Annotated in this window: 19 protein-coding genes and 1 pseudogene; 8 read left to right on the top strand and 12 right to left on the bottom strand. The window is 69.9% G+C overall.

Annotation, left to right across the window (positions count from 1 at the left end; translation table 11 throughout):
- Nucleotides 1-17 precede the first annotated feature (17 nt).
- Nucleotides 18-1,442 (bottom strand): acyl-CoA synthetase, encoded by a 1,425-nt coding sequence (locus NDR87_RS17490; RefSeq protein ID WP_251914106.1) that lies wholly within the window; start codon nucleotides 1,440-1,442, stop codon nucleotides 18-20.
- A gap of 96 nt (nucleotides 1,443-1,538) precedes the next feature.
- Here NDR87_RS17490 and NDR87_RS17485 point away from each other — a divergent pair, with 96 nt between their 5' ends.
- Nucleotides 1,539-2,396, top strand: a complete 858-nt coding sequence (locus NDR87_RS17485; protein ID WP_251914107.1) for an oxygenase MpaB family protein — start codon at nucleotides 1,539-1,541, stop codon at nucleotides 2,394-2,396.
- Here NDR87_RS17485 and NDR87_RS17480 read toward each other — a convergent pair.
- Nucleotides 2,393-3,025: a TetR/AcrR family transcriptional regulator gene (locus NDR87_RS17480; protein WP_251914108.1), complete on the bottom strand. Its 633-nt coding sequence runs from the start codon at nucleotides 3,023-3,025 to the stop codon at nucleotides 2,393-2,395. The two genes, NDR87_RS17485 and NDR87_RS17480, sit on opposite strands and share 4 nt — an antisense overlap.
- Before the next feature lie 169 nt (nucleotides 3,026-3,194).
- Here NDR87_RS17480 and NDR87_RS17475 point away from each other — a divergent pair, with 169 nt between their 5' ends.
- Nucleotides 3,195-4,055 carry an oxygenase MpaB family protein gene (locus NDR87_RS17475; protein WP_251914109.1) on the top strand — a complete coding sequence of 287 codons (861 nt, stop codon included), beginning with the start codon at nucleotides 3,195-3,197 and terminating at the stop codon, nucleotides 4,053-4,055.
- 98 nt (nucleotides 4,056-4,153) lie between these two features.
- On the opposite strand, the gene NDR87_RS17470 is transcribed toward NDR87_RS17475, so the two are convergent.
- Both NDR87_RS17470 and pruA read right to left on the bottom strand, forming a co-directional pair.
- Nucleotides 4,154-5,065 carry a proline dehydrogenase family protein gene (locus NDR87_RS17470; protein ID WP_251914248.1) on the bottom strand — a complete coding sequence of 304 codons (912 nt, stop codon included), beginning with the start codon at nucleotides 5,063-5,065 and terminating at the stop codon, nucleotides 4,154-4,156.
- A 44-nt stretch (nucleotides 5,066-5,109) separates the two neighbouring features.
- Nucleotides 5,110-6,746, bottom strand: a pseudogene (pruA, locus tag NDR87_RS17465) (L-glutamate gamma-semialdehyde dehydrogenase).
- 109 nt (nucleotides 6,747-6,855) lie between these two features.
- Here pruA and NDR87_RS17460 point away from each other — a divergent pair.
- Nucleotides 6,856-8,166, top strand: coding sequence for a S8 family serine peptidase (locus tag NDR87_RS17460; protein WP_251914110.1), 1,311 nt, complete (start codon nucleotides 6,856-6,858; stop codon nucleotides 8,164-8,166).
- A gap of 9 nt (nucleotides 8,167-8,175) precedes the next feature.
- Nucleotides 8,176-8,433 (top strand): hypothetical protein, encoded by a 258-nt coding sequence (locus NDR87_RS17455; RefSeq protein ID WP_251914111.1) that lies wholly within the window; start codon nucleotides 8,176-8,178, stop codon nucleotides 8,431-8,433.
- On the opposite strand, the gene dapC is transcribed toward NDR87_RS17455, so the two are convergent.
- The 3 genes from dapC to NDR87_RS17440 all read right to left on the bottom strand — a co-directional run bounded on the left by dapC (nucleotide 8,430) and on the right by NDR87_RS17440 (nucleotide 10,227).
- Nucleotides 8,430-9,539 (bottom strand): succinyldiaminopimelate transaminase, encoded by a 1,110-nt coding sequence (gene dapC, locus NDR87_RS17450; protein WP_251914112.1) that lies wholly within the window; start codon nucleotides 9,537-9,539, stop codon nucleotides 8,430-8,432. The two genes, NDR87_RS17455 and dapC, sit on opposite strands and share 4 nt — an antisense overlap.
- Before the next feature lie 5 nt (nucleotides 9,540-9,544).
- Nucleotides 9,545-9,868 carry a ferredoxin gene (gene fdxA, locus NDR87_RS17445; RefSeq protein WP_251914113.1) on the bottom strand — a complete coding sequence of 108 codons (324 nt, stop codon included), beginning with the start codon at nucleotides 9,866-9,868 and terminating at the stop codon, nucleotides 9,545-9,547.
- A gap of 167 nt (nucleotides 9,869-10,035) precedes the next feature.
- Nucleotides 10,036-10,227 (bottom strand): hypothetical protein, encoded by a 192-nt coding sequence (locus NDR87_RS17440; protein ID WP_251914115.1) that lies wholly within the window; start codon nucleotides 10,225-10,227, stop codon nucleotides 10,036-10,038.
- Nucleotides 10,228-10,284: 57 nt separating this feature from the next.
- On the opposite strand from NDR87_RS17440, the gene NDR87_RS37370 reads away from it, so the two are divergent.
- Nucleotides 10,285-10,410, top strand: a complete 126-nt coding sequence (locus tag NDR87_RS37370) for a hypothetical protein (protein WP_286013683.1) — start codon at nucleotides 10,285-10,287, stop codon at nucleotides 10,408-10,410.
- A gap of 50 nt (nucleotides 10,411-10,460) precedes the next feature.
- Here NDR87_RS37370 and NDR87_RS17435 read toward each other — a convergent pair whose 3' ends face one another.
- Complete coding sequence (locus NDR87_RS17435) at nucleotides 10,461-13,061, bottom strand: bifunctional FO biosynthesis protein CofGH (RefSeq protein WP_251914116.1); 2,601 nt, start codon at nucleotides 13,059-13,061, stop codon at nucleotides 10,461-10,463.
- Between the two features lie 126 nt (nucleotides 13,062-13,187).
- On the opposite strand from NDR87_RS17435, the gene NDR87_RS17430 reads away from it, so the two are divergent.
- Complete coding sequence (locus tag NDR87_RS17430) at nucleotides 13,188-13,709, top strand: PH domain-containing protein (RefSeq protein WP_251914117.1); 522 nt, start codon at nucleotides 13,188-13,190, stop codon at nucleotides 13,707-13,709.
- Complete coding sequence (locus NDR87_RS17425) at nucleotides 13,706-15,232, top strand: PH domain-containing protein (RefSeq protein WP_251914118.1); 1,527 nt, start codon at nucleotides 13,706-13,708, stop codon at nucleotides 15,230-15,232. The genes NDR87_RS17430 and NDR87_RS17425 overlap by 4 nt, the downstream gene beginning before the upstream one ends.
- Nucleotides 15,233-15,253: 21 nt before the next feature.
- Here NDR87_RS17425 and NDR87_RS17420 read toward each other — a convergent pair whose 3' ends face one another.
- Complete coding sequence (locus NDR87_RS17420; protein WP_251914119.1) at nucleotides 15,254-16,669, bottom strand: MFS transporter; 1,416 nt, start codon at nucleotides 16,667-16,669, stop codon at nucleotides 15,254-15,256.
- A gap of 189 nt (nucleotides 16,670-16,858) precedes the next feature.
- On the opposite strand from NDR87_RS17420, the gene NDR87_RS17415 reads away from it, so the two are divergent.
- A complete protein-coding gene (locus NDR87_RS17415) occupies nucleotides 16,859-18,808 on the top strand; it encodes a GMC family oxidoreductase (RefSeq protein WP_251914120.1) in 1,950 nt (649 codons plus the stop codon).
- An 84-nt stretch (nucleotides 18,809-18,892) separates the two neighbouring features.
- Here the strand turns inward: NDR87_RS17415 and NDR87_RS17410 are convergent, their stop codons facing one another.
- From NDR87_RS17410 to NDR87_RS17400, 3 genes are read right to left on the bottom strand one after another with little or no spacing between them, the layout of a single operon-like run.
- Nucleotides 18,893-19,267, bottom strand: coding sequence for a DUF742 domain-containing protein (locus NDR87_RS17410; RefSeq protein WP_251914121.1), 375 nt, complete (start codon nucleotides 19,265-19,267; stop codon nucleotides 18,893-18,895).
- Complete coding sequence (locus tag NDR87_RS17405) at nucleotides 19,264-19,668, bottom strand: roadblock/LC7 domain-containing protein (protein WP_251914122.1); 405 nt, start codon at nucleotides 19,666-19,668, stop codon at nucleotides 19,264-19,266. Before NDR87_RS17405 ends, NDR87_RS17410 begins: the two co-directional genes overlap by 4 nt.
- Complete coding sequence (locus tag NDR87_RS17400) at nucleotides 19,646-21,895, bottom strand: nitrate- and nitrite sensing domain-containing protein (protein WP_251914123.1); 2,250 nt, start codon at nucleotides 21,893-21,895, stop codon at nucleotides 19,646-19,648. The genes NDR87_RS17405 and NDR87_RS17400 overlap by 23 nt, the downstream gene beginning before the upstream one ends.
- Between the last annotated feature and the right edge of the window lie 63 nt (nucleotides 21,896-21,958).

Below are 21,958 nucleotides of genomic sequence, written 5' to 3'. Positions count from 1 at the left end.
CTCGAGTGCGCTACAGGTCAAGCCGATAAAAGCTTCTTCTGGACCTTGCCCATGGCGTTGCGCGGCAGCGACTGCACCAGACGCACCTCGCGTGGCCGCTTGTGCACCGAGAGTTGTTGCGCCACATGGTCGATGAGATCGCTTTCGAGAGTATCGCCGGGCTCGCCGCGCGGCACCACGAAGGCGACAATGCGCTGGCCGAGGTCCGCGTCGGGCAAGCCGACCACCGCGACCTCCGCGACGGCCGGATGCCCCAGCAGCGCGGTCTCGACCTCCCCGGCGCCGATCCGGAACCCACCGGACTTGATGAGATCCACAGACTCTCGCCCCACGATGCGATGGAATCCCCCGGCATCGATGGCCGCGACATCCCCGGTGCGGAACCAGCCGTCCTCGGTCCAGCATTCGGCACTGGCCGCGGGCCGGTTCAGATAGCCGTCGAACAGCATCGGCCCGCGCACCTGCAGCCCGCCGATGCTCTCCCCATCGTGCGGCACCGGCGCACCGGCCTCGTCGCGCAGCCGCGTCTCGACCCCGGCCACCGGCGTCCCCACCCATCCCGGCCGCCGCTCACCATCGGCCCGGGTGGACAGCGTGATCATGGTCTCGCTCATGCCGTACCGCTCGATCGGCGCCTGCCCGGTCAGCTCGCGCAGCCGCTCGAACACCGGGACCGGCAGCGGCGCACTACCCGACACCAGCAGCCGCGCCCCAGCCAATTCCCTTGCTGCCGAGGCATCTTCGACTACTCGCGACCACACCGTCGGAACGCCGAAGTACATCGTCCCGCGCGCCGCCGCGTAGGCCGCGGGCGTCGGCTTGCCGGTGTGCACGAGCGGACTACCCACCCGTAGCGGCCCGAGCAGCCCCAGGATCAGCCCGTGCACATGGAACAGCGGAAGCCCGTGCACCAGAACGTCGTTCGCGGTCCAGGCCCATGCCTCGGCCAGTGCGTCCAGCCCCGCGGCAATGGCGCCCCGGCTGAGCATCACCCCCTTGGGCGCACCCGTCGTCCCGGATGTGTAGAGCACGAAAGCCGTTGTCCGCGAATCTGGTTCGGGATACGTATGCCAGGAGCGCGCATGTCTGCGCACCGGCACCACCGGCAGCGCGGCCCCCTCCGGGACCTCGCCCAGCCACGCCTGCGCACCCGAATCGGACAGGATGTGCTCGAGTTCGGCCGCGCCCGAATCCGGCGGCACCGGCACCACCGTCACCCCCGCGATGAGACAGCCCACCACCGCCAGCACGGTCGTCACGGTCGGCCGCGCCAGCACCGCCACCCGCTCGGCCCGCGCGATCCGCTCGGCGACCGAGGTGGCCGCGCCGAGCACATCGCTGCGCGACAGGGCCTGCCCCTCGATGGTGACCGCATTCGGGATATCGGCCCCGGCGGCAACGGCGGCCGGGTTCAGGGAGCGCAGCAGCGACGCGGAGGACACCCGCCCAACGTACCAATCCGGCAAACGGTGTTTGACACATCCATGAGCCGGTGAGAAATTTGATCCACAGCCTTCTCACCGAGAACGGGGTCAACGATGACCGGGCCGCTTCGCGCAACGACGCACGAAAATTCCGAGGCCAGGGGTGATTTCGACATCACCCGCCATGTGGACGGCTCCGCCGCCTTCTTCGGCGCCGCCGCGAACGTCATCATGCAACTCAGCTCCCCACCGGTCGGCTACGGCGTCATCGAGAGCACGGTCGACAGCGGCAAGATCATGTTGCATCCGATCGAGCGCACCCGCACGACGCTGACCTATCTGGCCGTCGCCATGCTGGGCAGCGAGGACGAGCGCGCGGCCTACCGCGCGGCGATCAACTGGTCGCATCGGCAGGTGCGCTCCACCCCGTCGAGCCCGGTGAAGTACAACGCCTTCGACCCCCGGCTACAGCTGTGGGTGGCGGCCTGCCTGTACTGGGGCGCCCGCGATCTCTACGAGCGCATGCACGGCCCGATGACCGCCGCCGACGCCGACGCCTTCTATCACCACTGCGCCCGCCTCGGCACGACACTGCAGATGCCCGCGGAGCTGTGGCCGCCCGACCGCGCGGCCTTCGATCAATACTGGACGGCGAATCTGGCGCACACGAGCATCGATCCACCCGTGCGCGCCTACTTCCAGGACCTGATCGACCTGAAGATGTTCCCGCGCCCGATCCAGCTGGCCTTCGGCGGATTCCACCGCTGGCTGGTCGCCGGGCTGCTGCCGCCGCGGCTGCGCGAGCAGATGGGCATGACCTGGAGCGAGCGCGACGACCGCCGGCTGGCCCGGCTGCTGCGCACAGTCGGCGCGGTCGAGGAGCGAATGCCCAGGCAGATCAGGCTCTTTCCGATCAACGCCTGCCTGATCGACCTGCGCGTGCGTCGCGCGCTGGGGCTGCGCCTGATCTAACGCACTCGGAAACCCGGCACGATATGCGCGCGGGCGAACTCCCGCAGCGCCGCGTCGTCGCCGAGCGGTATGACCGTCTGCGGGGTCAATGCCATCGACAGCGCATTGCGCGCGATCATCTCGGCCAGCGGCAGCGGGTCGTAGCGCTCCAGCTTGTCCTCGTCCTGCAGCCGGGTGATGAATTCGGCCAGATAGTCGCGCCCGAGCTCGATCACCGGCGCACCCCGCACCGTCAGATGCGGCAGCACGATCTCCGGCTCGGTCTTCAACAGCCGATCCAGCAGCCGGTTGCCGCGCAGCCCGTCCAGGAATGCGACGAACAGCTCCACGATCTGATCCTCGGCGGCCGCGCCCCGATCGATCTGCGGCTGCACGGCCGCGTCGACCTGTTCGATGAATTGGCGCGCCTGCCGCAGTCCGACCGCCTGGATGAGATCGGACTTGCCCGCGAAACGCCGATACAGCGTCGCGAGCGACAGACCACCGCGCCGGGCCACCTCGACCATGCTGGTGCGCTTGATCCCGAAGTCGAGGAAGGCCAGCAGCGCCGCGTCGAGCACCTTGGTCTGATTGCGATCCTCGGGGGCCGCGTCACGAACCAGCGGCAGCAGTTTGGCCAGCTTGGCCATGCGACTCCTTCGGCGGAACGACACAATGACAGGAATATCTTCCCATATGATCACCCGATGCGACGCCGTCATTGACAGGGTCACGACTCGATGAGAAGGTGAGAACAGAAGTTTCTCACACTTCCGCCGCCTCATGACCCGAAGCGAAGATCGAGGAGTCGAGTCAACGATGACCGCACCCCTGCGCTACACCGAGCCCGAGCCCGCCCCGGACGAACTCACTCCCGAGGCCGTGCGCCGCCATCTCGACGGCATCGCGGCCTTCCTGGGCGGGGCCGCGAACGTCGTCATGCAGCTGAGCCACCCGCCGGTCGGCTACGGCGTGCTGGAGAGCCCGGTCGACAGCGGCAAGGTCACGCTGCATCCGATCAAGCGGCTGCGCACCACGCTGACCTATCTCGCGGTCGCGTGGCTGGGCACCGAGGAGGATCGCAAGGTCTACCGCGAGGCCGTCAATGCCTCGCACCGGCCGATTCATTCCAAGCCGGGCGCGCCGGTCCGGTACAACGCCTTCGATCCGAAATTGCAGCTGTGGGTGGCCGCCTGCCTGTACTGGGGCGTCGACGACCTCTACATCCGCATGCGCGGTCCGATGGATCCCGAACTGGCCGAGGCCTTCTACCAGTACTCCGCGCGGCTGGGCACCACGCTGCAGATGCGCCGGGAGCTGTGGCCCGCCGATCGCACGGCGTTCTACCGGTACTGGGACGAGAACCTCGCGACGAAGACGATCGATGAGCCCGTGCGGCGCTATTTCAACGATCTGATCGATCTGAAGATGCTCTCCCCGGTCCCGCGCTTCGTCTTCGGTCGCATCCACCGATTCGGCGTCACCGCCTTACTGCCCCAACATCTTCGGGACCAGATGGGCATGACCTGGACCCTCGGCGACGAGCGTCGCTACACCGCGATCCTGCGCGCGCTGTCGTTCGTCTGGCTGCGCCTGCCCCAGATCCTGCGCCTGTTCCCCCTCAACTACGTGCTGTGGGATATGCGTATCCGCCATCGCCTCGGCCGCCCACTGGTCTGACAACCCCGAGCGGCCACCCACTCACCCCAGCCGCCGCAGCCCGCCCGAGCTCCCCACCTCTGTGCCCGAGTCCTTCCCCTCTGTGCCCGAGCCCTTTCCTATGTGCCCGAACGCTTCTCAGCGAGGGCACGCAGGAAGAACCCCAGATTGGCCGGGCGCTCGGCCAGCCGCCGCATGAGATATCCGTACCACTGATTCCCATACGGCACATACACCCGCACCGCATGCCCCGCACCGGCCAGCCGCCGCTGTTCGCCGTCGCGCACGCCGTAGAGCATCTGGAACTCGAACTGCCCCGCGCCCAGGCCATTCTCGAGCGCGAAGCGGGCGGCGGCGGCGATCATATCCGGATCGTGCGTGGCCACCATCGAATATCCGGCGCCGCGCATCACGACGTCCAGACAGCGCAAATACGACGAGTCCACATCGGCCCGCCGCTGATAGGCGACCTCCTCCGGTTCCCGGTAGGCACCCTTGCACAGCCGGATTCGGGCCCCGAGCGAGGCCAGCTCCCGGCATTCGGTCTCCGCGCGGCGCAGATAGGTCTGCACCGCGACCGCCAGCCACGGGAACTCCCCGCGCAGCCGCCGGACGGTGTCGAGGGTGGCGTCGGTGGTGGTGTGATCCTCGGCGTCCACGCTCACCCACACCCCGGCCTCGGCGGCCCGCAGGCACAGCGTGCGCAGATTCGTCGTGGCGATCTCGGGGCCCGCCTCGCCCAGGGCCTGCCCGAGCGCGGAGAGTTTGACCGAAACCTCCACCCGCCGAACCGATCCGGAGCCGGAGCCGTCCCAGGCGGCCAGATCGTCGATGAGCGCGAGATACTCGGTCACCGCGTCGTCGGCCATGGACCGCTCGGTGGTGTGCTCGCCGAGCAGGTCCACGCTCACCATCCGCCCGGACGCCAGCAGGTCGCGAACCACCGGCGCCAGGTCCACCCGTGACTCCCCCGCCACGAAGCGCCGCGCCACGCCCGCGGTGATCGGCACCCGGGTCAGCGCCCGCTTCATCCGCGACGAATCCGCCGCGGCGAGGATCGCCGGGCGCAGCGGGTTCACCGGATCCCCATATGCGGATAGCGGTAATCGGTTGGCGGCGCGAAGGTTTCCTTGATCGTGCGCGGCGCCAGCCAGCGCAGCAGGTTCAGCGGGGAACCGGCCTTGTCGTCGGTCCCCGACGCCCGGGCCCCGCCGAACGGCTGCTGCCCGACCACCGCGCCGGTCGGCTTGTCGTTGATGTAGAAGTTGCCCGCGGTGAAACGCAGTGCGGCCGAGGCCTGTTCGACCGCCTGGCGGTCGCGGGCGAAGATCGAACCGGTGAGCGCGTACGGCGCGGCGGCGTCCACCAGCGCCAGCACCCGCGCGAACCCCTCGGGCGTGGCGTCGTCGTAGACGTACACCGACAGGATCGGGCCGAAGTATTCGGTCGCGAACGCGTCGTCGTGCGGATCGTCGGCCAGCAGCACGGTCGGCCGCACGAAATAGCCCTCGCTGTCGTCGTAGCGCCCGCCCACGGGGATCCCCAACCCGCCGAACGGGCCCGCTCGATGGCGGCCACATTCTTGTCGTAGGCCCGCCGATCGATCAGCGCCCCACCGAAATTGGACAACTCGGCCACGTCCCCGTAGGTCAGCTCGTCGACCTGCCCGAGAAACTCCTCGCGCAGCCGCCGCCACAGCGAGCGCGGCAGGTAGGCACGCGAGGCCGCCGAACACTTCTGCCCCTGATATTCGTAGGCGCCGCGAATCAGCGCCGTCCGCAGCGCATCCGAATCCGCCGAGGCGTGCGCGACGATGAAGTCCTTGCCGCCGGTCTCGCCCACCAACCGCGGATAGCTCCGATACCGCGGCAGATTCGCCCCCACCTGCTGCCACAGATACTGGAACGTCCGGGTGGAGCCGGTGAAGTGGATGCCGCCCAGCCGCGGATCGGCCAACGCCACCTCCGACAGCTGCGACCCGTCGCCGGTGACCATATTGATCACCCCGGGCGGCAGTCCGGCCTCCTCCAGCAGCCGCATCGTGTAGTAGGCGGCCAGCGTCTGGCTCGGCGCGGGCTTCCACACCACCGTATTGCCGAGCAGCGCCGGTGCGGTGGGCAGATTTCCGGCGATCGCGCTGAAATTGAACGGCGTGATCGCGTACACGAACCCTTCCAGCGGGCGGTAATCCATCCGGTTCCACACGCCCGCGGCCGATTCCGGCTGCTCGGCCATGATCCGGCGGGCGAAGGCGACATTGAAGCGCCAGAAGTCCACCAGCTCGCACGGCGCGTCGATCTCGGCCTGATACGGGGATTTGGACTGGCCGAGCATCGTTGCCGCGGCGAGAGTTTCGCGCCACGGGCCCGCCAGTAGATCGGCCGCGCGCAGCAGGATCGCGGCGCGCTCCTCGAACGGCAGCGCCCGCCACTCGGGCGCCGCGGCCGCCGCGGCCTCGATCGCCGCGCGGCCCTCCTCGTGGGTGGTGTTGCTACAGGTGCCCAGAACGTGTCGATGCCGATGCGGCATCACGATGTCGATCCGCGGCCCGGAACCGGGCAGATGCTTCCCGCCGATCACCAGCGGCACGTCCACGGCCGTGCCGGAGATCTCGGCGAGCCTGCCGATCAGCACTTCTCGCTCCGGGCTGCCCGGTGCGTAGCTATGCACCGGCTCGTTCGCCGGGGCGGGGACCACCGTGACAGCGTCCATGGTTTCAGGCTAGACCCGACCCCCGACACTCCGATGGTTTTGCACGCTCGGCGCGCGGAAGTGCGCACACTGCGCGCGAATCCGCGTGCGGGGCGGCAGTATGTCGACTATGCGAGTTGTCATTCAGCTTCGCCCGCCCGCCGATCTGGTCACCGCCGTGGTCGACCCCGGCACCCGAGTCGCCCCGGCGGATGTCGCCGGGGAGGTGCCCGGCTTCGCGCTCGACCTCGACTTCGAACCCGTCGCGATACCCCGGGTGAACAATCCGACCTATTCCCTGTCCCCCGAGCACGCGTCCGTGCTGGTGCGCGGCGAACTCGACGACGATCCCGCGGTGCGGCGACAGATCTCGCAGTTCGACTCGATCACCGGCATTTTCGCGGATCCGGCCATCGAACCGGTGCTGACCTGCGGCGGCGATGCGGCGGTCGGCGACTGGCGCCGGGTGGGCGAGCTGCTGCGCGGCACCGATCTGGCCGATGCGGGCCTCACCGGCGCAGGCGTCGCGCTGGCGATCGTCGACACCGGGATCAACGCCGAGCAGGTCGACCGGGTGCGCGGCGGGCATATCACCATCGATGCCGCGCGCAGCTGGAATCCCTCGGGCGTCACGGGGACGCCGGGCCGGTTCCCGGTCGATCACGGCACCATGTGCGCCTTCGACGCCGCGATCGCCGCGCCCGAGGCCACCTTCCTCGATCTGCCGGTGCTGCGCAGCACCCGGCAGGGCCAGACCACCATGGACGGGCTGCTGTCCGACGCGCTGGCCGGGTACGCCCATCTGCGCACGGTGCTCACCGATCAGCCCGCGGCCACCCGCGCGCTGGTGGTGAGCAACAGCTGGGGATCGTTCTCTCCGGATTGGGATTTCCCGGTCGGGCAGCCGGGCAACTACTCCGACAATCCGAACCATCCGTTCAATGTGATCGTGGGCTCGCTCGAGGCCGCGGGCGCGGACATCCTGTTCGCCGCGGGCAATTGCGGGCGCGACTGCCCCGACGGCCGCTGCGCCTATCCGGACCGCCCGATCAGCGGCGCGAATTCGCATCCGAGCGTGCTGAGCATCGCCGGGGTCGACACCGGTAAGCAGCGGGTGGGCTATTCCTCCCAGGGCCCGGGACGACTGGCCGATCGCAAACCCGATGTCTGCTCCTACACCCATTTCTCCGGGTCGCAGGCCTTCGGCGCCGACGAACCCGATACCGGCACCTCGGCGGCCTGCCCGGTGGCGGCCGGGCTGATCGCGGCCATTCGCACCAAGTATTCGGCCACCGCGCTGCCGCCCGCCCAACTGCGGGCCCTCGTCCAGCGCACCGCCCTCGATCGCGGAGGTAAGGGCTTCGACTACGACTACGGGTATGGCATCGCCGACAGCGCCGCCCTCCTCGCAGAGCTGCACGGAACGGCGAATCGGGCGTAGCGTTATGGGATGGCCTTGCTCACCGTCCAGCTCCCGCAGGGCGCGACCATGAGCGATGCCCTGCGGGAGCTGCACCTCACCGAGAACGATGTCGACACCGGCTACGGCCTGATTCCCGTCGACCCCGCGACCGGTCTGTTCGCCCTGCGGGTCACCGACTCCGCCGCCGCCCGCCTCACCACGAACGGAACGGGCGCAACGGTTTTCGCCGACCCCCGGATAGAACCGGTCGGGCGGCCGTCGGGCGGGAACTCCGCGCCCGCCTAGCCTTCCGCCAGCCGCCGCACCGCGGCGGCGATGCGCTCGTCGGTGGCGGTGAGCGCGATGCGGACGTGGTCGCCCGCCGCCGGACCGTAGAAGTCGCCGGGGGCGGCCAGAATGCCGCGGTCGGCCAGCCACTCCAGCGTGGTCCGACCGGGCTCGCCCCGGGTGGACCACAGGTACAGTCCCGCCTGCGAGTGGTCGATGCGGAAACCGGCCGCCAGCAACGCCTTTCGCAGGATCTCCCGGCGGGCGCGGTAGCGTTCGCGCTGGGTCGCCTCGTGCGCGTCGTCGCCGAGGGCCGCGGTCATGGCGGCCTGCACAGGGAACGGCATGATCAGCCCGGCGTGCTTGCGCACCTCGAGCAGTTCGCGCACCAGGGCCGGATCGCCGGTCACGAAGCCCGCGCGATATCCGGCCATATTCGACGTCTTGGACAGCGAATGGATCGCCAGCAGCCCGGTGTGGTCGCCATCACAGACCTGCGGGTCCAGGATCGACACGGCCCGCTCGTCCCAGGCCAGGCCGAGGTAGCACTCGTCGGAGGCGACGATCGCGCCGCGCTCGCGCGCGAATGCCACGACCTTGCGCAGATGCTCCACGCCCAGCACCCGGCCGGTCGGATTGGACGGCGAATTCAGATAGATCAGCGTGGGCCGTTGCGGGCCGAGCTGCGCCGTCCCGTCCGCGCGCGCGATCCGCGCACCCGCCAGCAGCGCGCCCACCTCATAGGTCGGATACGCGATCTCGGGGATCACGACGAGATCCTCGGCGCCGAGGCCCAGCAGCCGGGGCAGGCCGGCGATCAACTCCTTGGTGCCGATCACGGGCAGCACGGCATCGGATTCGACGCCGGTGATCCCGAACCGCCGCTTCAGCGCGTCGACCGCGGCGGCGCGCAGTTCCGGGGTGCCGTGCGTGGCCGGATAGCCGGGCACCTCCGCCACCGAGGCGAGCGCCCGCTGGATCAGCGGATCCACCGGATCGACGGGCGTACCGACCGACAGATCCACGATGCCGTCAGGATGTTCGGCGGCCCGCTTCTTCACCGAAGCGATGGTGTCCCAAGGGAAATCGGGCAGCAGACTACTGACCCGGCCACGCGTCGACAACGTGCCTACTCGCTCGCCATCGGGGGTAGCGCCGCGATGAACGGCGGGTCGTAATCGACCTTGCCCACCTTGGTGGCGCCGCCGGGCGAACCCAGTTCGTCGAAGAAGTCGACGTTGGCGTTGACGTATCCGCTCCACTGGTCCGGGGTGTCGTCCTCGTAGAAGATCGCCTCCACCGGGCACACCGGCTCACATGCACCACAGTCCACGCACTCGTCCGGATGGATGTACAGCATGCGTCCGCCCTCGTAGATGCAGTCCACGGGGCATTCCTCGATGCACGCCTTGTCCTTCACGTCAACGCACGGTTCAGCGATGATGTACGGCACTGCCGCTCTCCTAGTCTGGTCCTTGCCTGCGGGATACTTCCGCGCCCCGCGCAACAGTATCCCGGCACCCACACATTACTACTGGTCAGCCTTGCCTAACTTGCATCGTGGCGGCGGTCTCGGTGTCGCCCCACGCTTTGCCGGCCGCCGACCGGCCTCGCCCGGGCCTACAAGCGAGGGGCGATCTCCAGATCCGCCCAAAGCAATTGCAGCGGAAACGGGTCCGATACGGACCGGGCAATCGGCCCCATGTCGCGGTGTGACGTGCCGATATGCGGATCGAGGCCCGTCCGCCCCGACAGCGCGTGCCGCTCGATCGTGAGGGCACCCACCCGCGGCCCGGACCAGCTCACCGTCACGCCTCGATCCTAGTCCGACGGCGCCCGCCACCCGCTCCCCTTCGGTCGAGTCCGACGGTGTTTCATCGTCATCCTCCTCTGCTGTGCCGCTCGACCGAAGCGCTGCCGCTCACCCGGTTGGCGACCGGTTCGATCGTGACCGAGCTGCCACCCGCCGCGCCGGAGGCGCTCGCCGCGCCATGAGCCAGCATTCCGGCGTGCTCCGAACGACACGCCGGAATGCCCGTATTCGGCTAGCCGACCGGTAACGACAGGGCCGGGGAGCGGTGCGGGGGCCTGCCGTAGACGGTCGTGCGCTCCCGCACCGGGCGTCCGATGCCGGAGGCGATCTCCGCAAGCTCGGCAACGGTTTTCGCCGAGCCGTGCTCCGAACCGGCCATGCGGGAGATGGTCTCCTCCATCAGGGTGCCGCCCAGATCGTTGGCGCCGCCGGTGAGCATGATGCGAGTGCCGGTGGTGCCGAGCTTGACCCAGCTGGTCTGGATGTTGTCGATGCGGCCGTGCAGCATGATGCGGGCCAGGGCGTGCACCGCGCGATTGTCGCGGATGGTCGGGCCGGGGCGCGAGGCGCCCGCCAGATAGAGCGGGGCGCTCTGATGCACGAAGGGCAGCGGCACGAATTCGGTGAAACCGCCGGTCCGATCCTGGATTTCGCGCAGCACCCGCAGATGTCCGACCCAGTGCCTGGGGCTGTCCACATGCCCGTACATCATGGTCGAGCTGGAGCGGATGCCGAGCCGGTGCGCGGTGGTGATCACCTCGATCCACGCCGAGGTGGGCAGCTTGCCCTTGGTGAGCACCCAGCGCACCTCGTCGTCGAGGATCTCCGCGGCCGTGCCCGGAATCGTATCCAGCCCGGCCTCTTTCAGCGCCGCGAGCCAATCGTGGATGCTCTGCCCACCGCGCGCGGCGCCGTTTACCACCTCCATGGGACTGAAGGCGTGCACATGCATCGACGGCACCCGCCGCTTCACCGCGCGCACCAGATCCGCGTAGCCGGTGACCGGTAGATCCGGATCGATACCGCCCTGCATGCACACCTCGGTCGCACCCTCGACGTGCGCCTCCCAGGCCCGGTCGGCCACCTCCTCGGTACTGAGGGTGAACGCGTCGGCATCGCCCTTGCGCTGCGCGAAGGCGCAGAACCGGCAGCCGGTGTAGCAGATGTTGGTGAAATTGATATTGCGGTTCACCACGTAGGTGACGTCCTCGCCGACGGTGTCGCGGCGCAGCTGATCGGCAAGGGCCGCAACGGCTTCCAGCTCCGCACCGTCGGCAGTGGCCAGCGCCAGGTACTGCTCGTCGGTCAGCCCGGCCGGATCGCGCTCGGCCGCGCGCAGCGCCGAGAGCACGTCCGCGTCGAACCGCTCCGGCGCCGAGGCGGCCAGCTCGCGCACCTGCTCGCGAATGGTCTCCCAGTCGCCGAACGCGCCCAACACCTCGCTGCCGAGCCCGGAATCGCTGCGGGACTCGGTGTTTCGACCGTCGGTGTCGATGGCGGTGTTCAGATCGATCCGGCCCGCCGACTCCCAGGACTCGTCGGGCTCCTGCCACGGCAGCCCCTGCGGCATCGCGTCCGGATTCGCCAGGCCGGTGCGCGGATCGGACAGCGCGGCGACGTGCGCGCCGATGCGCGGATCGACCCAGGGGTTTCCGGCCCGCACATATCGCGGGTGCGCCGAGGTGCGTTCGGCCAGCCGGAATCCCGCGGCCTCGGTGATCTCGACCAGCGCGTCCAGATCCGGCCAGGGCCGCTCCGGATTCACATGATCGACGGTCACCGGCGACACCCCGCCCCAGTCGTCGATACCGGCCTCGATCAGCGCGTGACATTCGCTGTGCGACACCAGATTCGGCGGCGCCTGCACGGCCACATCCGGCGGCAGCAGCAGGCGGCCGACCGCGACGGTGGCCAGGAACTCCTCGATATCGGCATCCGGGGTGTCGCGCATGGCGGTGTCGTGCTTGGCCCGGAAGTTCTGCACGATGACTTCCTGGATGTGGCCGAAGGCCTTGTGCTGCTTGCGAATCGCCATGATCGACTCGGCCCGCTCGCGCAGCGTCTCGCCGATGCCGACCAGAATGCCGGTGGTGAACGGCACCGACAGCCGTCCGGCGTCGGTGATGGCGCGCAGCCGCACGGCCGGATCCTTGTCCGGACTGCCGTAGTGGCATTCACCCTTGTCGGTGAACAGCCGGGTCGCGGTGGTCTCCAGCATCAGTCCCATCGACTGCGACACCGGCTTGAGCCGCGAGATCTCCTCCCACGACATGACGCCCGGATTCACGTGCGGCAGCAGTCCGGTCTCCTCGAGCACCATGATCGAGACCGCGCGCAGATAGTCCAGGGTGGAGTCGTAACCGCGCTCGTCGAGCCACTGCGCCGCCTCCGGCCAGCGGTCCTCGGGCCGGTCACCGAGGGTGAACAGCGCTTCCTTACAACCGAGTTCGGCGCCCCGGCGGGCGATGTCGAGCACCTCGTCGGGTTCGAGGTACATACCCTTGCCCGCGGCGCGCAGCTTGCCGGGCACGGTCACGAACGTGCAGTAGTGACAGCGGTCGCGGCACAGCTTGGTCAGCGGGATGAAGACGTTCTTGGAGTAGGTGATGGTCTTGGGGCGGCCCGCCGACTCCAGGGCGGCGTCGCGCACGCGCGCGGCGCTGTGACACAGGTCGGCGAGATCGTCGCCGCGGGCGTGCAGCAGCACGGTGGCTTCGTCCACATTCAGCGTCACACCGTCGCGGGCCCGGCGCAGGGCGCGACGCATCGCCGAGGGGGTCGGCGGCGGGGAAGGAATGCTCGGGTTCGGCAGTTCGGTCACTCCGTCGATCATGCGCTCCCCATCCGGACAAGTCTCATTACAGTGCCTGCGAGCGAGGACAACCTCGCCGACAACCACACTATTCCGGGCGGGTGCGACGGTTCCGAGGCACCGGGCGTTCGTGGAACCATGGGCTGCATGGCACAACCGCACAGTCCAGGCGCGGCCCCGGGGCGGACGATCATGGCCGCTCCCGCCTGGCGGCCCAGTCCGCGCGCGAAGCTGCTCTGGGCGATCGGGCCCGCGATCGGCTGGGCGGTGCTGCTGCTCGGCGAGCTGATCTGGCTCCTCCTCGACGATCGGCACCGGGCGATCCAGTTCGCGGTACTGGCGGTCAGTGTGGTCGCGGCGGCCTTCGTGGTCGGGGTGGTGCCGCTGTGGCGCTACGCCGTCCATCGCTGGGAGATCACCGACGAGGCGGTCTACATCCGCACCGGCTGGCTCACCCAGGAGAGCCGGGTGGCGCCGATCACCCGCGTGCAGACCGTCGACACCCAACGCGGGCCGCTCGACCGGCTGCTAGGCCTGGCCACGGTCACGGTGACCACGGCCTCCTCGGCGGGCGCGGTGCGCATCACCGCGCTGGATCTGCCGGTCGCCGAGCAGACCGTCACCCGGCTCACCGAGGTCGCGGCGGCCCATCGCGGGGACGCCACATGACCGAGACGACGACGGCCGACGCCCGGTGGCGGCGGCTCGATCCCCGCATGCTGCTGATCCATCCGGTGCGCGAGATCGTCCGATATATCCCGGTTCTGATCGTGACGGTGATCGTCGGCAGCCGCAGCGACAGTCCGCTGTGGGGGCTGGCGGTGCTGGCGGTCATCGTCGGGCTGGCGCTGGCCCGCTGGTTCACCACGACCTATCGGATCGAGCCGGAGAACGTGCGGCTGCGCAGCGGGCTGCTGCAGCGGCGCACCCTGACGGTGCCGCGCTCGCGGATTCGGTCGGTGGATGTGCACGCCGATCCGCTGCATCGGCTGCTGGGGCTGGCAGAGCTGACCATCGGCACCGGACAGCAGGCCGAGGGCGAGGAGAGATTCCATCTGGACGGCGTGGCGACCGGCCAGGTTCCCGAACTGCGGGCGCTGCTGCTGTCGGGGCGCACCGAAGACGCTGCGCCACAACCAATTCCGCCGTCCACCGGGCGGCCGGAACCGGACGAGGGCGTCGACATCGCGCAGTGGCGGCCCGCCTGGGTGCGCTATGCGCCGCTGTCGCTGACCGGTCTGGCCATCGTGGGCGCGACCGTGGGCCTGGCATTCCAGTACGGAGTGGCTCAGCTGCTGCTGGACTCGCCCACCGTGCAGGATCTGGGCGGGCGCGGTGCGGTGTTCCTGGCGGTACTGGTGTCCATCGCGGTCGTGGTGCTGATCGGGGTGACCACGATCGCGGCCTGCGTCCATTATCTGACAACGTATTTCGGCCTGCGCGTGCTCGACGACGGCAAGACCCTGCACATTCGGCACGGCCTGCTCACCACCCGCCAGACCACCCTGGACCTGGCCCGACTGCGCGGCGCGACGGTGAAGGAACCGCTGCTGCTGCGCCTGGCCGGGGCCGCGGAACTCGAGGCCGTCATGACCGGAACCAGCCCGCGCCAGAAGATCCTGCCGCAGGCTCCCCGCGCGGCCGTCGAACGCACCCTGGCAAAACTGCTGAGCCCGCCGGAAGACGTTGCGCCACCCAATGATCCGCGGATACGCAGCGCGGCCGCGCCGGCACTGGTCGCCCTCACCCCACACGGCCCGCGCGCCCGGCGCCGGCGCTACACCCGGGCCCTGTCCCCCGTCCTCCTGCTCGCCGCGGCCCTGCTCGCCGGTTCCCTGGCAAGCGTGCGGATCCCGCCCTGGTCCTGGATCGCACTCGCCCTGCTGTGCGCCGCCGCGGCCGCCGTCGCCGAGGACCGCTACCGCGGCCTCGGCCACGCCGTCCTCCCCGGCACCCCCACCTGGCTCATCACCCGTCACGGCTCCCTGGACCGCGACCGCGACTGCCTCGAGGCCCCCGGCATCATCGGCTGGACCGTCCGCCAAACCTACTTCCAGCGTCGCGCGGGCCTGGCCACCCTCACCGCCGCGACCGCCGCGGGCAAGAAGCGCTACCACGTCGTGGACGTCCCGATCGAACGGGCCTGGGCTCTGATCGAAGCGGTCACGCCGGGTCAGCTCGGACACCGCTGACCCGCGAGTTCCGAACCGGACCTACCGGACGCGCACGATGTTCCCCGGATCACCAACGGTTCGACCCGTCCGGTTGACCCGCATCGCGGTCGGAATACCCAGCGCCGCGACGAACGCGAAGCCGAACAACAGCGTGCGTGCGGCCGAAACTGGTTCGGGACCACCGAGATTGACCAGCAGGCCCGCGACGGCCGCACCGAAGGCCGTCGCCATCGTCAGCACGGTCGCGGTCGCCGCCGCCGCGGTAGCGCCCTCGGCGGGATCGCTGGCGCCGGTCATCGCGGCCACTGTCAGATGCGGCATGGCGATGCCGATTCCCGCCCCGGTGAGCAACAGCACCGGCACCCAGGCCAGGACCAGCGGCAAGGACGCGGGATCGCGTTGCAGCAGCGCGAGGGCGACGAAGCCGAGAGACAACAACACGGGTCCCGCGACCCGCAACCCACCGATGACACGGTCCGAACCGATCGAGGACACGGCGATCTGACTCAGCGACCAGCCGAGTGACAGTGCGGCGCCGAGGAATCCGGCGGCCAGGGGCGGCAGCCCACCCAGCCGCTGGCCGAACAGCGGCAGAAAGGTCTCCACCGACACCCCCGCCGCCAGAGCGACGATGGTCAGATACACCCATCGCAGCGGCGAAGCGGACCGATACGCCGAGCGAGGCAGGATCGGCCGCGCTGCCCGCCCTTCCACGGCGAGGAACCCAACCACCAACGTGGCGGCACCCAGCAGTGCCGCGGTCGTCGCGACCGCGCCGGTGAGCACTCCAGCCAGGCTGATCGCCCCGGCCGCGCTCACGATCAGCGCGAGCGAGGCGATCGGCAGCGCCGACGCCGCGCTGCCACGCTCCCCCCTCCGCAAGGCGCGGGGCACAACCGCCGCCATCAGCACCGCCGCACCGGCCAGCACCGCGAATGCCCCTCGCCAGGAGCCGAATTGGGCGAACAAACCACCCAGCGCCGGGCCGACGAAATTGCCGATTCCGAACATCGCGGAGATCAAAGCGCTCCCCCGCGCCCACAGCGAACGCGGCAGCGCCGAGTGGAGCGCCGCGAATCCCAGCCCGGTCAGCAGCCCCGCGCCCAGGCCCTGAATGCCCCGGCCCGCCAGCAGCACCGGCATGGCCGGGCTCAGCGCACAGGCGAGAGAGCCCGCGGCGAAAACGCCGAAGCCGGCCAGATACGCACCGATCTCGCCCCGCGCGCCCAGCAGCCGCGAGACCAGCAGCGTCCCGACCACCTGCGCGACCAGGAATGCGGTGGTGTTCCACGCGTACAGCCGCTCACCACCGATATCCGCGACCGCCGAGGGCAGCAGGCTCGCGGCCAGATAGATGTTCACCGCGCCCATGAGCACGCCACCGGCGAGCACCACCGCGGTACCGAGATGGTGCCGAAAATCCCTCCAGGAACCCGATTCTCGATTCGCGTCCACAAATCCTCCCGAGGTCGTTTTGCACGTACCCAGGCAGCATGGCCTCCCCGCACGCACCGGTAATCGGACAAAACGGGCGTGAATTGCATCACATTCGAGTCGGCGGAGCGCGCAATATGTGAATGCAAATTCTCGCCTGCACCCCACTGTGATAGAACCCACACAGGCATCGAAAGGGTGGAGTTTCACATGGAGCCGACGGTCGGGCAGCGCGCGGCGCTGGGAATGATCTGCGATACGTTCGTTCCGGGGGATGGGTCGACGTTGCCGTCGGCCAGTGCGCTGGGGGCGGTGGATACGGTGTTCGAGTTGCTGGGGCGCAGTCCTCGGGAGGCGGACCGTAAGCAGCTGGGGATGTTGTTGGGCGTATGGGACTCTCGGCTCGCGGGGCTGCTCACCGGGAGTGGGTTGCGGCGGTTTTCGTCGCTGTCGCAGCGGGAGCGGGAGCGGGTGTTGTTGCGGCTGGGGGATTCTCGGCTGGAGCCGGTGCGGGCGATCTTCCAGGCGCTCAAACAGGCGGCGTTGCTGGCCTACAACGTGACTCCGGGGCCTACGGGGACCAATCCGCTGTGGAAGGAGATCGGTTACCCGGCACCCACCGGGCCGCTGCCGAACGCACCGCAACCGGCGTTGCGGCCGCTACGGTTCACCGAGAACGCCACGCTCACTTGCGATGTCGTGGTCGTTGGCTCCGGCGCCGGCGGGGGCGCGGCGGCGGCCGTACTGGCCGAGGCGGGGCTGGACGTGATCGTGCTGGAGCGCGGAAACTATTACGACGATCGGGACTTCGGTGCGGGCGAGCTCACCGCGCTGCAGCAGCTCTACGCTCCGGGGGCGAGTACGGCGGAGGGGCAGCTGACGCTGGTCGCCGGGACCTGCCTGGGTGGCGGCACGGTCGTCAACTGGAGCACCTCGCTGCCCACTCCCGACGAGGTGCGCGCGGAATGGGCGGCGCTGGGCGCCGAGCAGTTCGCGCAGGACGAATTCGGCGCGGCGCTCGCGGCGGTGCGGCAGCGGCTCGGGGTCAGCGACCGGCGGTCGGCGCTGTCGGCGCGCGACGGCGTGCTCGAGCGCGGCGCCCGCGTCCTCGGCTGGCCGGTGGATGCGCTGCCGCGCAATGTCACCGACGCCTGCGACGCCGGGGCCGAGTGCGGCCGCTGCGGTTACGGCTGCCGCCTCGGGGCCAAGCAGTCGGTCACCAAGACCTGGCTCGCCGATGCCGCGGAGCGCGGCGCACGTCTGGTCGTCGACGCGAATGTGCGCGGCATCGAGGTGAAGAACGGTCGCGCCGAGGGCGTTTCGGCGATCACGTCCGAGGGCGTGCGGGTCGCGGTGCGCGCCCGCGCCGTCGTCGTCGCGGCGGGAGCGATTCAGACCCCCGCCCTGTTGCGCCGATCCGGACTGCGCAACAAGAACATCGGACGATATCTGCGCCTGCATCCGGCCGCCGCCGTATTCGGGATGTTCGACGAGGAGATCCGCCCCTGGGAGGGCGCGCTGCAGGGCCGCATCTGCCGACAGCACGCGAATCTGGACGGCGACGGACACGGCGTCATCTACGAGACCGGACCGATCCACCCGGGTATGGCCGTCGGCTTCCTGAGCTGGCGCGGCGCGGATCAGCACCGCGCCACTATGCTCGACCTCGCCCGCACCGATGCGATCGGCGTCATCACCCGCGACCGCGACTCGGGCAGCGTCACCACCGACAGGTCCGGCGAGCCGATCGTGAAGTATCGCCTGTCCACCCGCGACGCCGCCCACCTGCACACCGGAATCGAGGGCGCCGCGCGGATTCTGGAGGCCGCCGGTGCCCGGCGCATCTTCTCCGGCCATCAGGCGGGCATCGACTACGAGCCCGGGAAGCGCGGCAGCCACGCCGATTTCGCCGCCGCCTGTCGCGCCGCGGGCTACCGGCCGGGCCGGTGTTCGATGGGGGCGCTGCACATCATGGGTTCGGCCCGCATGGGCGGCTCCCGCGACACCTCGGCCACCGATCCGGACGGCGCGACCTGGGAGGTGCCCAACATCGTCGTGGCCGATGCCTCCTGCTTCCCCACCGCCTCGGGCGTCAACCCCATGCTCACGATCGAGGCGATCGCCTACATGAACGCCCACCGCCTCTCCGCCCGCCTCTGAACGCCGCACCCTTTCCGGCACTTCGCACCCCCTGCGGGTGGCCGAAGCGGGTGCGAAGCGCGGGAGGGGGTGCGAGGGGTGCGGTCAGAGGGCGCGGATGCCGTGCAGGACCGCCTGCAGGAGGGCCAGTTCGGCCTCGGGGGTCACCGCGGCCGGGGTCGAGCGGTAGCGGAGTCGGCCGTCGTCGATCAGGTCGCCGATCAAGACCTTCACCAGGGTCAGCGGAAGACGCAGCCGCGCGGCGACCTCCGCCACCGACTGCGGCGTGCGGCACAGTCGCACGATGGCCGCGTATTCGGGTTCGGTGCGGTGCAGCGCCGCGCCGATCCGGGCGTCGACGACCTGGGTCGCCAGGGTGAGGTCCGCGTGGGCGACACGACCCCGGCCGCGGGTGACCGCGTAGAGGCGGACCAGCGGACCGGCGTCCTCCTCGTACCAGGACTCGCGCGGCCCGTTCATTGCCGTATCGAACCGCGCGGATCGACCGACAGATGCGATCCGAGCCGCTGCACCGTCTGATTCATCTCGTAGGCCACCATGCCCATATCGGCGTTCTCCGTGGCCAGCAGTGCCAGGCACGCGTTCGCGCCCGCCGCGGTGATGAACAGCACCGCGTGGTCGAGCTCGATCACGGTCTGGCACACCCCGCCCGCCTGGAAATGCTGTCCGGCGCTGCGGGCGAGGCTGTGCAGGGCCGAGGCCATGGCCGAGAAGCGTTCCGCCTCGGCCTGTTCCAGCCCACCGGACCGGCCGAGCAGCAGACCGTCGGTCGACAGCAGCACCGCGGACTCGGCCCCGGCCAGTCCGTTGATCAGATCGTCGAGCAGCCAGCCGAGGTCAGTTCGCTGGGAAGTGGTCATCGTCGCCCTCTCTGGTACGGATTTCATCGTTCCGGATCGCGGTCGAATCGAATTCGGCACGCGGGCGGCGCCCCTCGCGGGTGCCGCTCTCGATGGCACTCATGAGGGTGCGGGCCTGATCGGCGGTGCGCGGACGCGCGGGTGCGACCTCGGGCGGCGCGGTATCGGTCCGGGTCGCGTGCTGGCGTGCCCGGCGCGGCAGCGGCGGCTTCGCGGCCAGTTCCGCCGCCGGGGTGAACCAGGCCGAGCGGCGCGCCACCGGTTCCGGTTGCGCCACAGCGGTTTCCGCAACGTCTTCCGCGGCCAGCAGCGCGGTCGGGATCACCACCACCGCCCGCACGCCGCCGTAGACCGACTCCCCCAGCCGCACCGAAACCCCGTGCCGGGTGGCCAGTTTCGCGACCACGAACAGCCCCAGCCGGGTATCGCTGGACAGCGCGGCCACGTGGAAGTCCGGCGGATCGGCCAGCAGCCGATTGCGCTCGGCCAGCTCGACATCCGACATGCCCAGGCCCTGATCGACGATCTCGATCGCCACGCCGCGCCCGACCACCGCACCGGTGACGTTCACCCGCGCCTGCGGCGGCGAGAACGCGGTCGCGTTGTCCATCAGCTCGGCCAGCAGGTGGATGAGATCGGCCACCGCGCTGCTGATCACCGCCACCTCCGGCATGCGGCCGGTGTGGATGCGGGTGTAGTCCAGACTCTCCGCGACCGCACCGCGCACGAGCTCCAGCAGCTGCACCGGTTTGCGCCAGCGCCGACCCGGCTGCTCACCGCCGAGAATGATCAGATTCTCCGCGTTGCGCCGCGCGCGGGTCGCCAGATGATCCAGCTGGAACAGCAATTCGAGCTGATCGGCGTTCTCCTCACGCCGCTCGGCCTGGTCCAGCAGGGCGAGCTGGCGATGCACCACGACCTGGCTGCGATGGGCGATATTGAGGAATACCGCATTGACACCCGTGCGCGTATTCGCCTCGGCCACCGCGGCCGACAGCGCCGCGACCTGGGCTCGGTTGAACGCCTTGGCCACCTGGCCGAGTTCGTCGGTGCCGTAGTCCAGCCGCGCACCCTCGGCCGCCGCGTCGACCGGCTCGCCCGCGTCGAGTCGGCGCATGAGCTCGGGCAGCCGCTCGTCGGCCAATTCCAAAGTGTCGCGGCGCAATCGGCGCATGCGGCCGATGAAGCGGTTGGCCAGCACCAGGGCGAGTACGAAGGCCAGCGCGGCGATCGCAAGCACGGCCGCGCCGCCGAGCAGCGAGCGCCGCTCCGTGTGCTCGCCCTGCTGGCGGGCGAGCGCGTGCGCATCGCGGCTCTGGTCCTCCCACAGCCGAAGCAGATCCGCGACCAGCCGACCCGAGGCGTCCTGCCAGGCGGCGGTCGACATGGGCAGCTCGGCGGATCTCGCGGCGCTCACCGGCCCGCGCTGCAGGATGGCGTCCTGCTGCGCGAGCACATTGCGATAGTCCGGACTGGCGATGATGTCCTGTAGCCGGGCCAGCCGCTCACCCTTCAGCACCGCCTGCGCATAAGCCACCTCGCCGCGGAATTCGCCGACGCGCGCGGCGATTCGGGTCAGCTGCGCGGGCGTGAGCTCCCCCACGGTCAGTGCCACCGCGCCCAGAGAGTCGGCGATCGACAGCGCCTCGGCCGCCCGCAGCGGGTCCACGCCGTACCCCAGTTCCACGGCGATACCGGCATCGGGCGCCACCCGCGCCGCCAGCATGGATGCCGCGATGATCGTCCCGATGACCTGGGTGTAGAAGTCGAACACCTGCTCCGGCGGGGCCTGGCGCGCGTCCACGCCGCCGCGCACCTGCGGCACCATGGCGAACAGCTTGTTGTAGCCCTCGATATCGGATTTCGCGCCGCCGGGATTGAGTTCGCGCGCGGCATCGCCCTTGGCCGTCACCGCGACCAGCGCGTCGTCGGACTTCTTGCGCGCGGCCGCAAGGGCTTCGGCAACCGAGGCATCACCGGCCAGCGACAGCAGCGACAGTCGCCGCTCCTCCTCGAAGGCCTGCACCATGAGCATGGCCGGGGTGGTCGTACTGCTGGCCAGTTCGGCCCACTGCTTGGCCTCGTGGCCGGATTTCACCAGGTAGGCGGCCGCTCCGACGCCGATACCGAGCAGCGTGACGCTGGAGATGAGCACGATCGCGAGCAGTCGCGCCCGAACTCCGATCCGTCCGCGCACCCCGGCCCGGCGCAGTTTCGACCATCGCACCCGCCGGACCTCCTCGCGCGGCGCCGAGTCGGGCGCCTCACCCGTGTTGCGAGAGAGAGTAAC

The sequence above is a fragment of the Nocardia sp. CDC159 genome, assembly GCF_023740735.1.
In the GTDB taxonomy this organism is placed as follows: domain Bacteria; phylum Actinomycetota; class Actinomycetes; order Mycobacteriales; family Mycobacteriaceae; genus Nocardia; species Nocardia pulmonis.
This window is presented reverse-complemented; position numbering and strand designations above follow the sequence as displayed.

What these genes read in the sequence shown, in the direction of transcription:
- NDR87_RS17485 (WP_251914107.1), top strand. Translation starts at nt 1,539, where the DNA reads ATGACCGGGCCGCTTCGCGCAACGACGCACGAAAATTCCGAGGCCAGG.
- NDR87_RS17480 (WP_251914108.1), bottom strand. Translation starts at nt 3,025, where the DNA reads ATGGCCAAGCTGGCCAAACTGCTGCCGCTGGTTCGTGACGCGGCCCCC.
- NDR87_RS17475 (WP_251914109.1), top strand. Translation starts at nt 3,195, where the DNA reads ATGACCGCACCCCTGCGCTACACCGAGCCCGAGCCCGCCCCGGACGAA.
- NDR87_RS17470 (WP_251914248.1), bottom strand. Translation starts at nt 5,065, where the DNA reads ATGAAGCGGGCGCTGACCCGGGTGCCGATCACCGCGGGCGTGGCGCGG.
- NDR87_RS17460 (WP_251914110.1), top strand. Translation starts at nt 6,856, where the DNA reads ATGCGAGTTGTCATTCAGCTTCGCCCGCCCGCCGATCTGGTCACCGCC.
- NDR87_RS17455 (WP_251914111.1), top strand. Translation starts at nt 8,176, where the DNA reads ATGGCCTTGCTCACCGTCCAGCTCCCGCAGGGCGCGACCATGAGCGAT.
- NDR87_RS17435 (WP_251914116.1), bottom strand. Translation starts at nt 13,061, where the DNA reads ATGATCGACGGAGTGACCGAACTGCCGAACCCGAGCATTCCTTCCCCG.
- NDR87_RS17430 (WP_251914117.1), top strand. Translation starts at nt 13,188, where the DNA reads ATGGCACAACCGCACAGTCCAGGCGCGGCCCCGGGGCGGACGATCATG.
- NDR87_RS17425 (WP_251914118.1), top strand. Translation starts at nt 13,706, where the DNA reads ATGACCGAGACGACGACGGCCGACGCCCGGTGGCGGCGGCTCGATCCC.
- NDR87_RS17415 (WP_251914120.1), top strand. Translation starts at nt 16,859, where the DNA reads ATGGAGCCGACGGTCGGGCAGCGCGCGGCGCTGGGAATGATCTGCGAT.
- NDR87_RS17410 (WP_251914121.1), bottom strand. Translation starts at nt 19,267, where the DNA reads ATGAACGGGCCGCGCGAGTCCTGGTACGAGGAGGACGCCGGTCCGCTG.
- NDR87_RS17405 (WP_251914122.1), bottom strand. Translation starts at nt 19,668, where the DNA reads ATGACCACTTCCCAGCGAACTGACCTCGGCTGGCTGCTCGACGATCTG.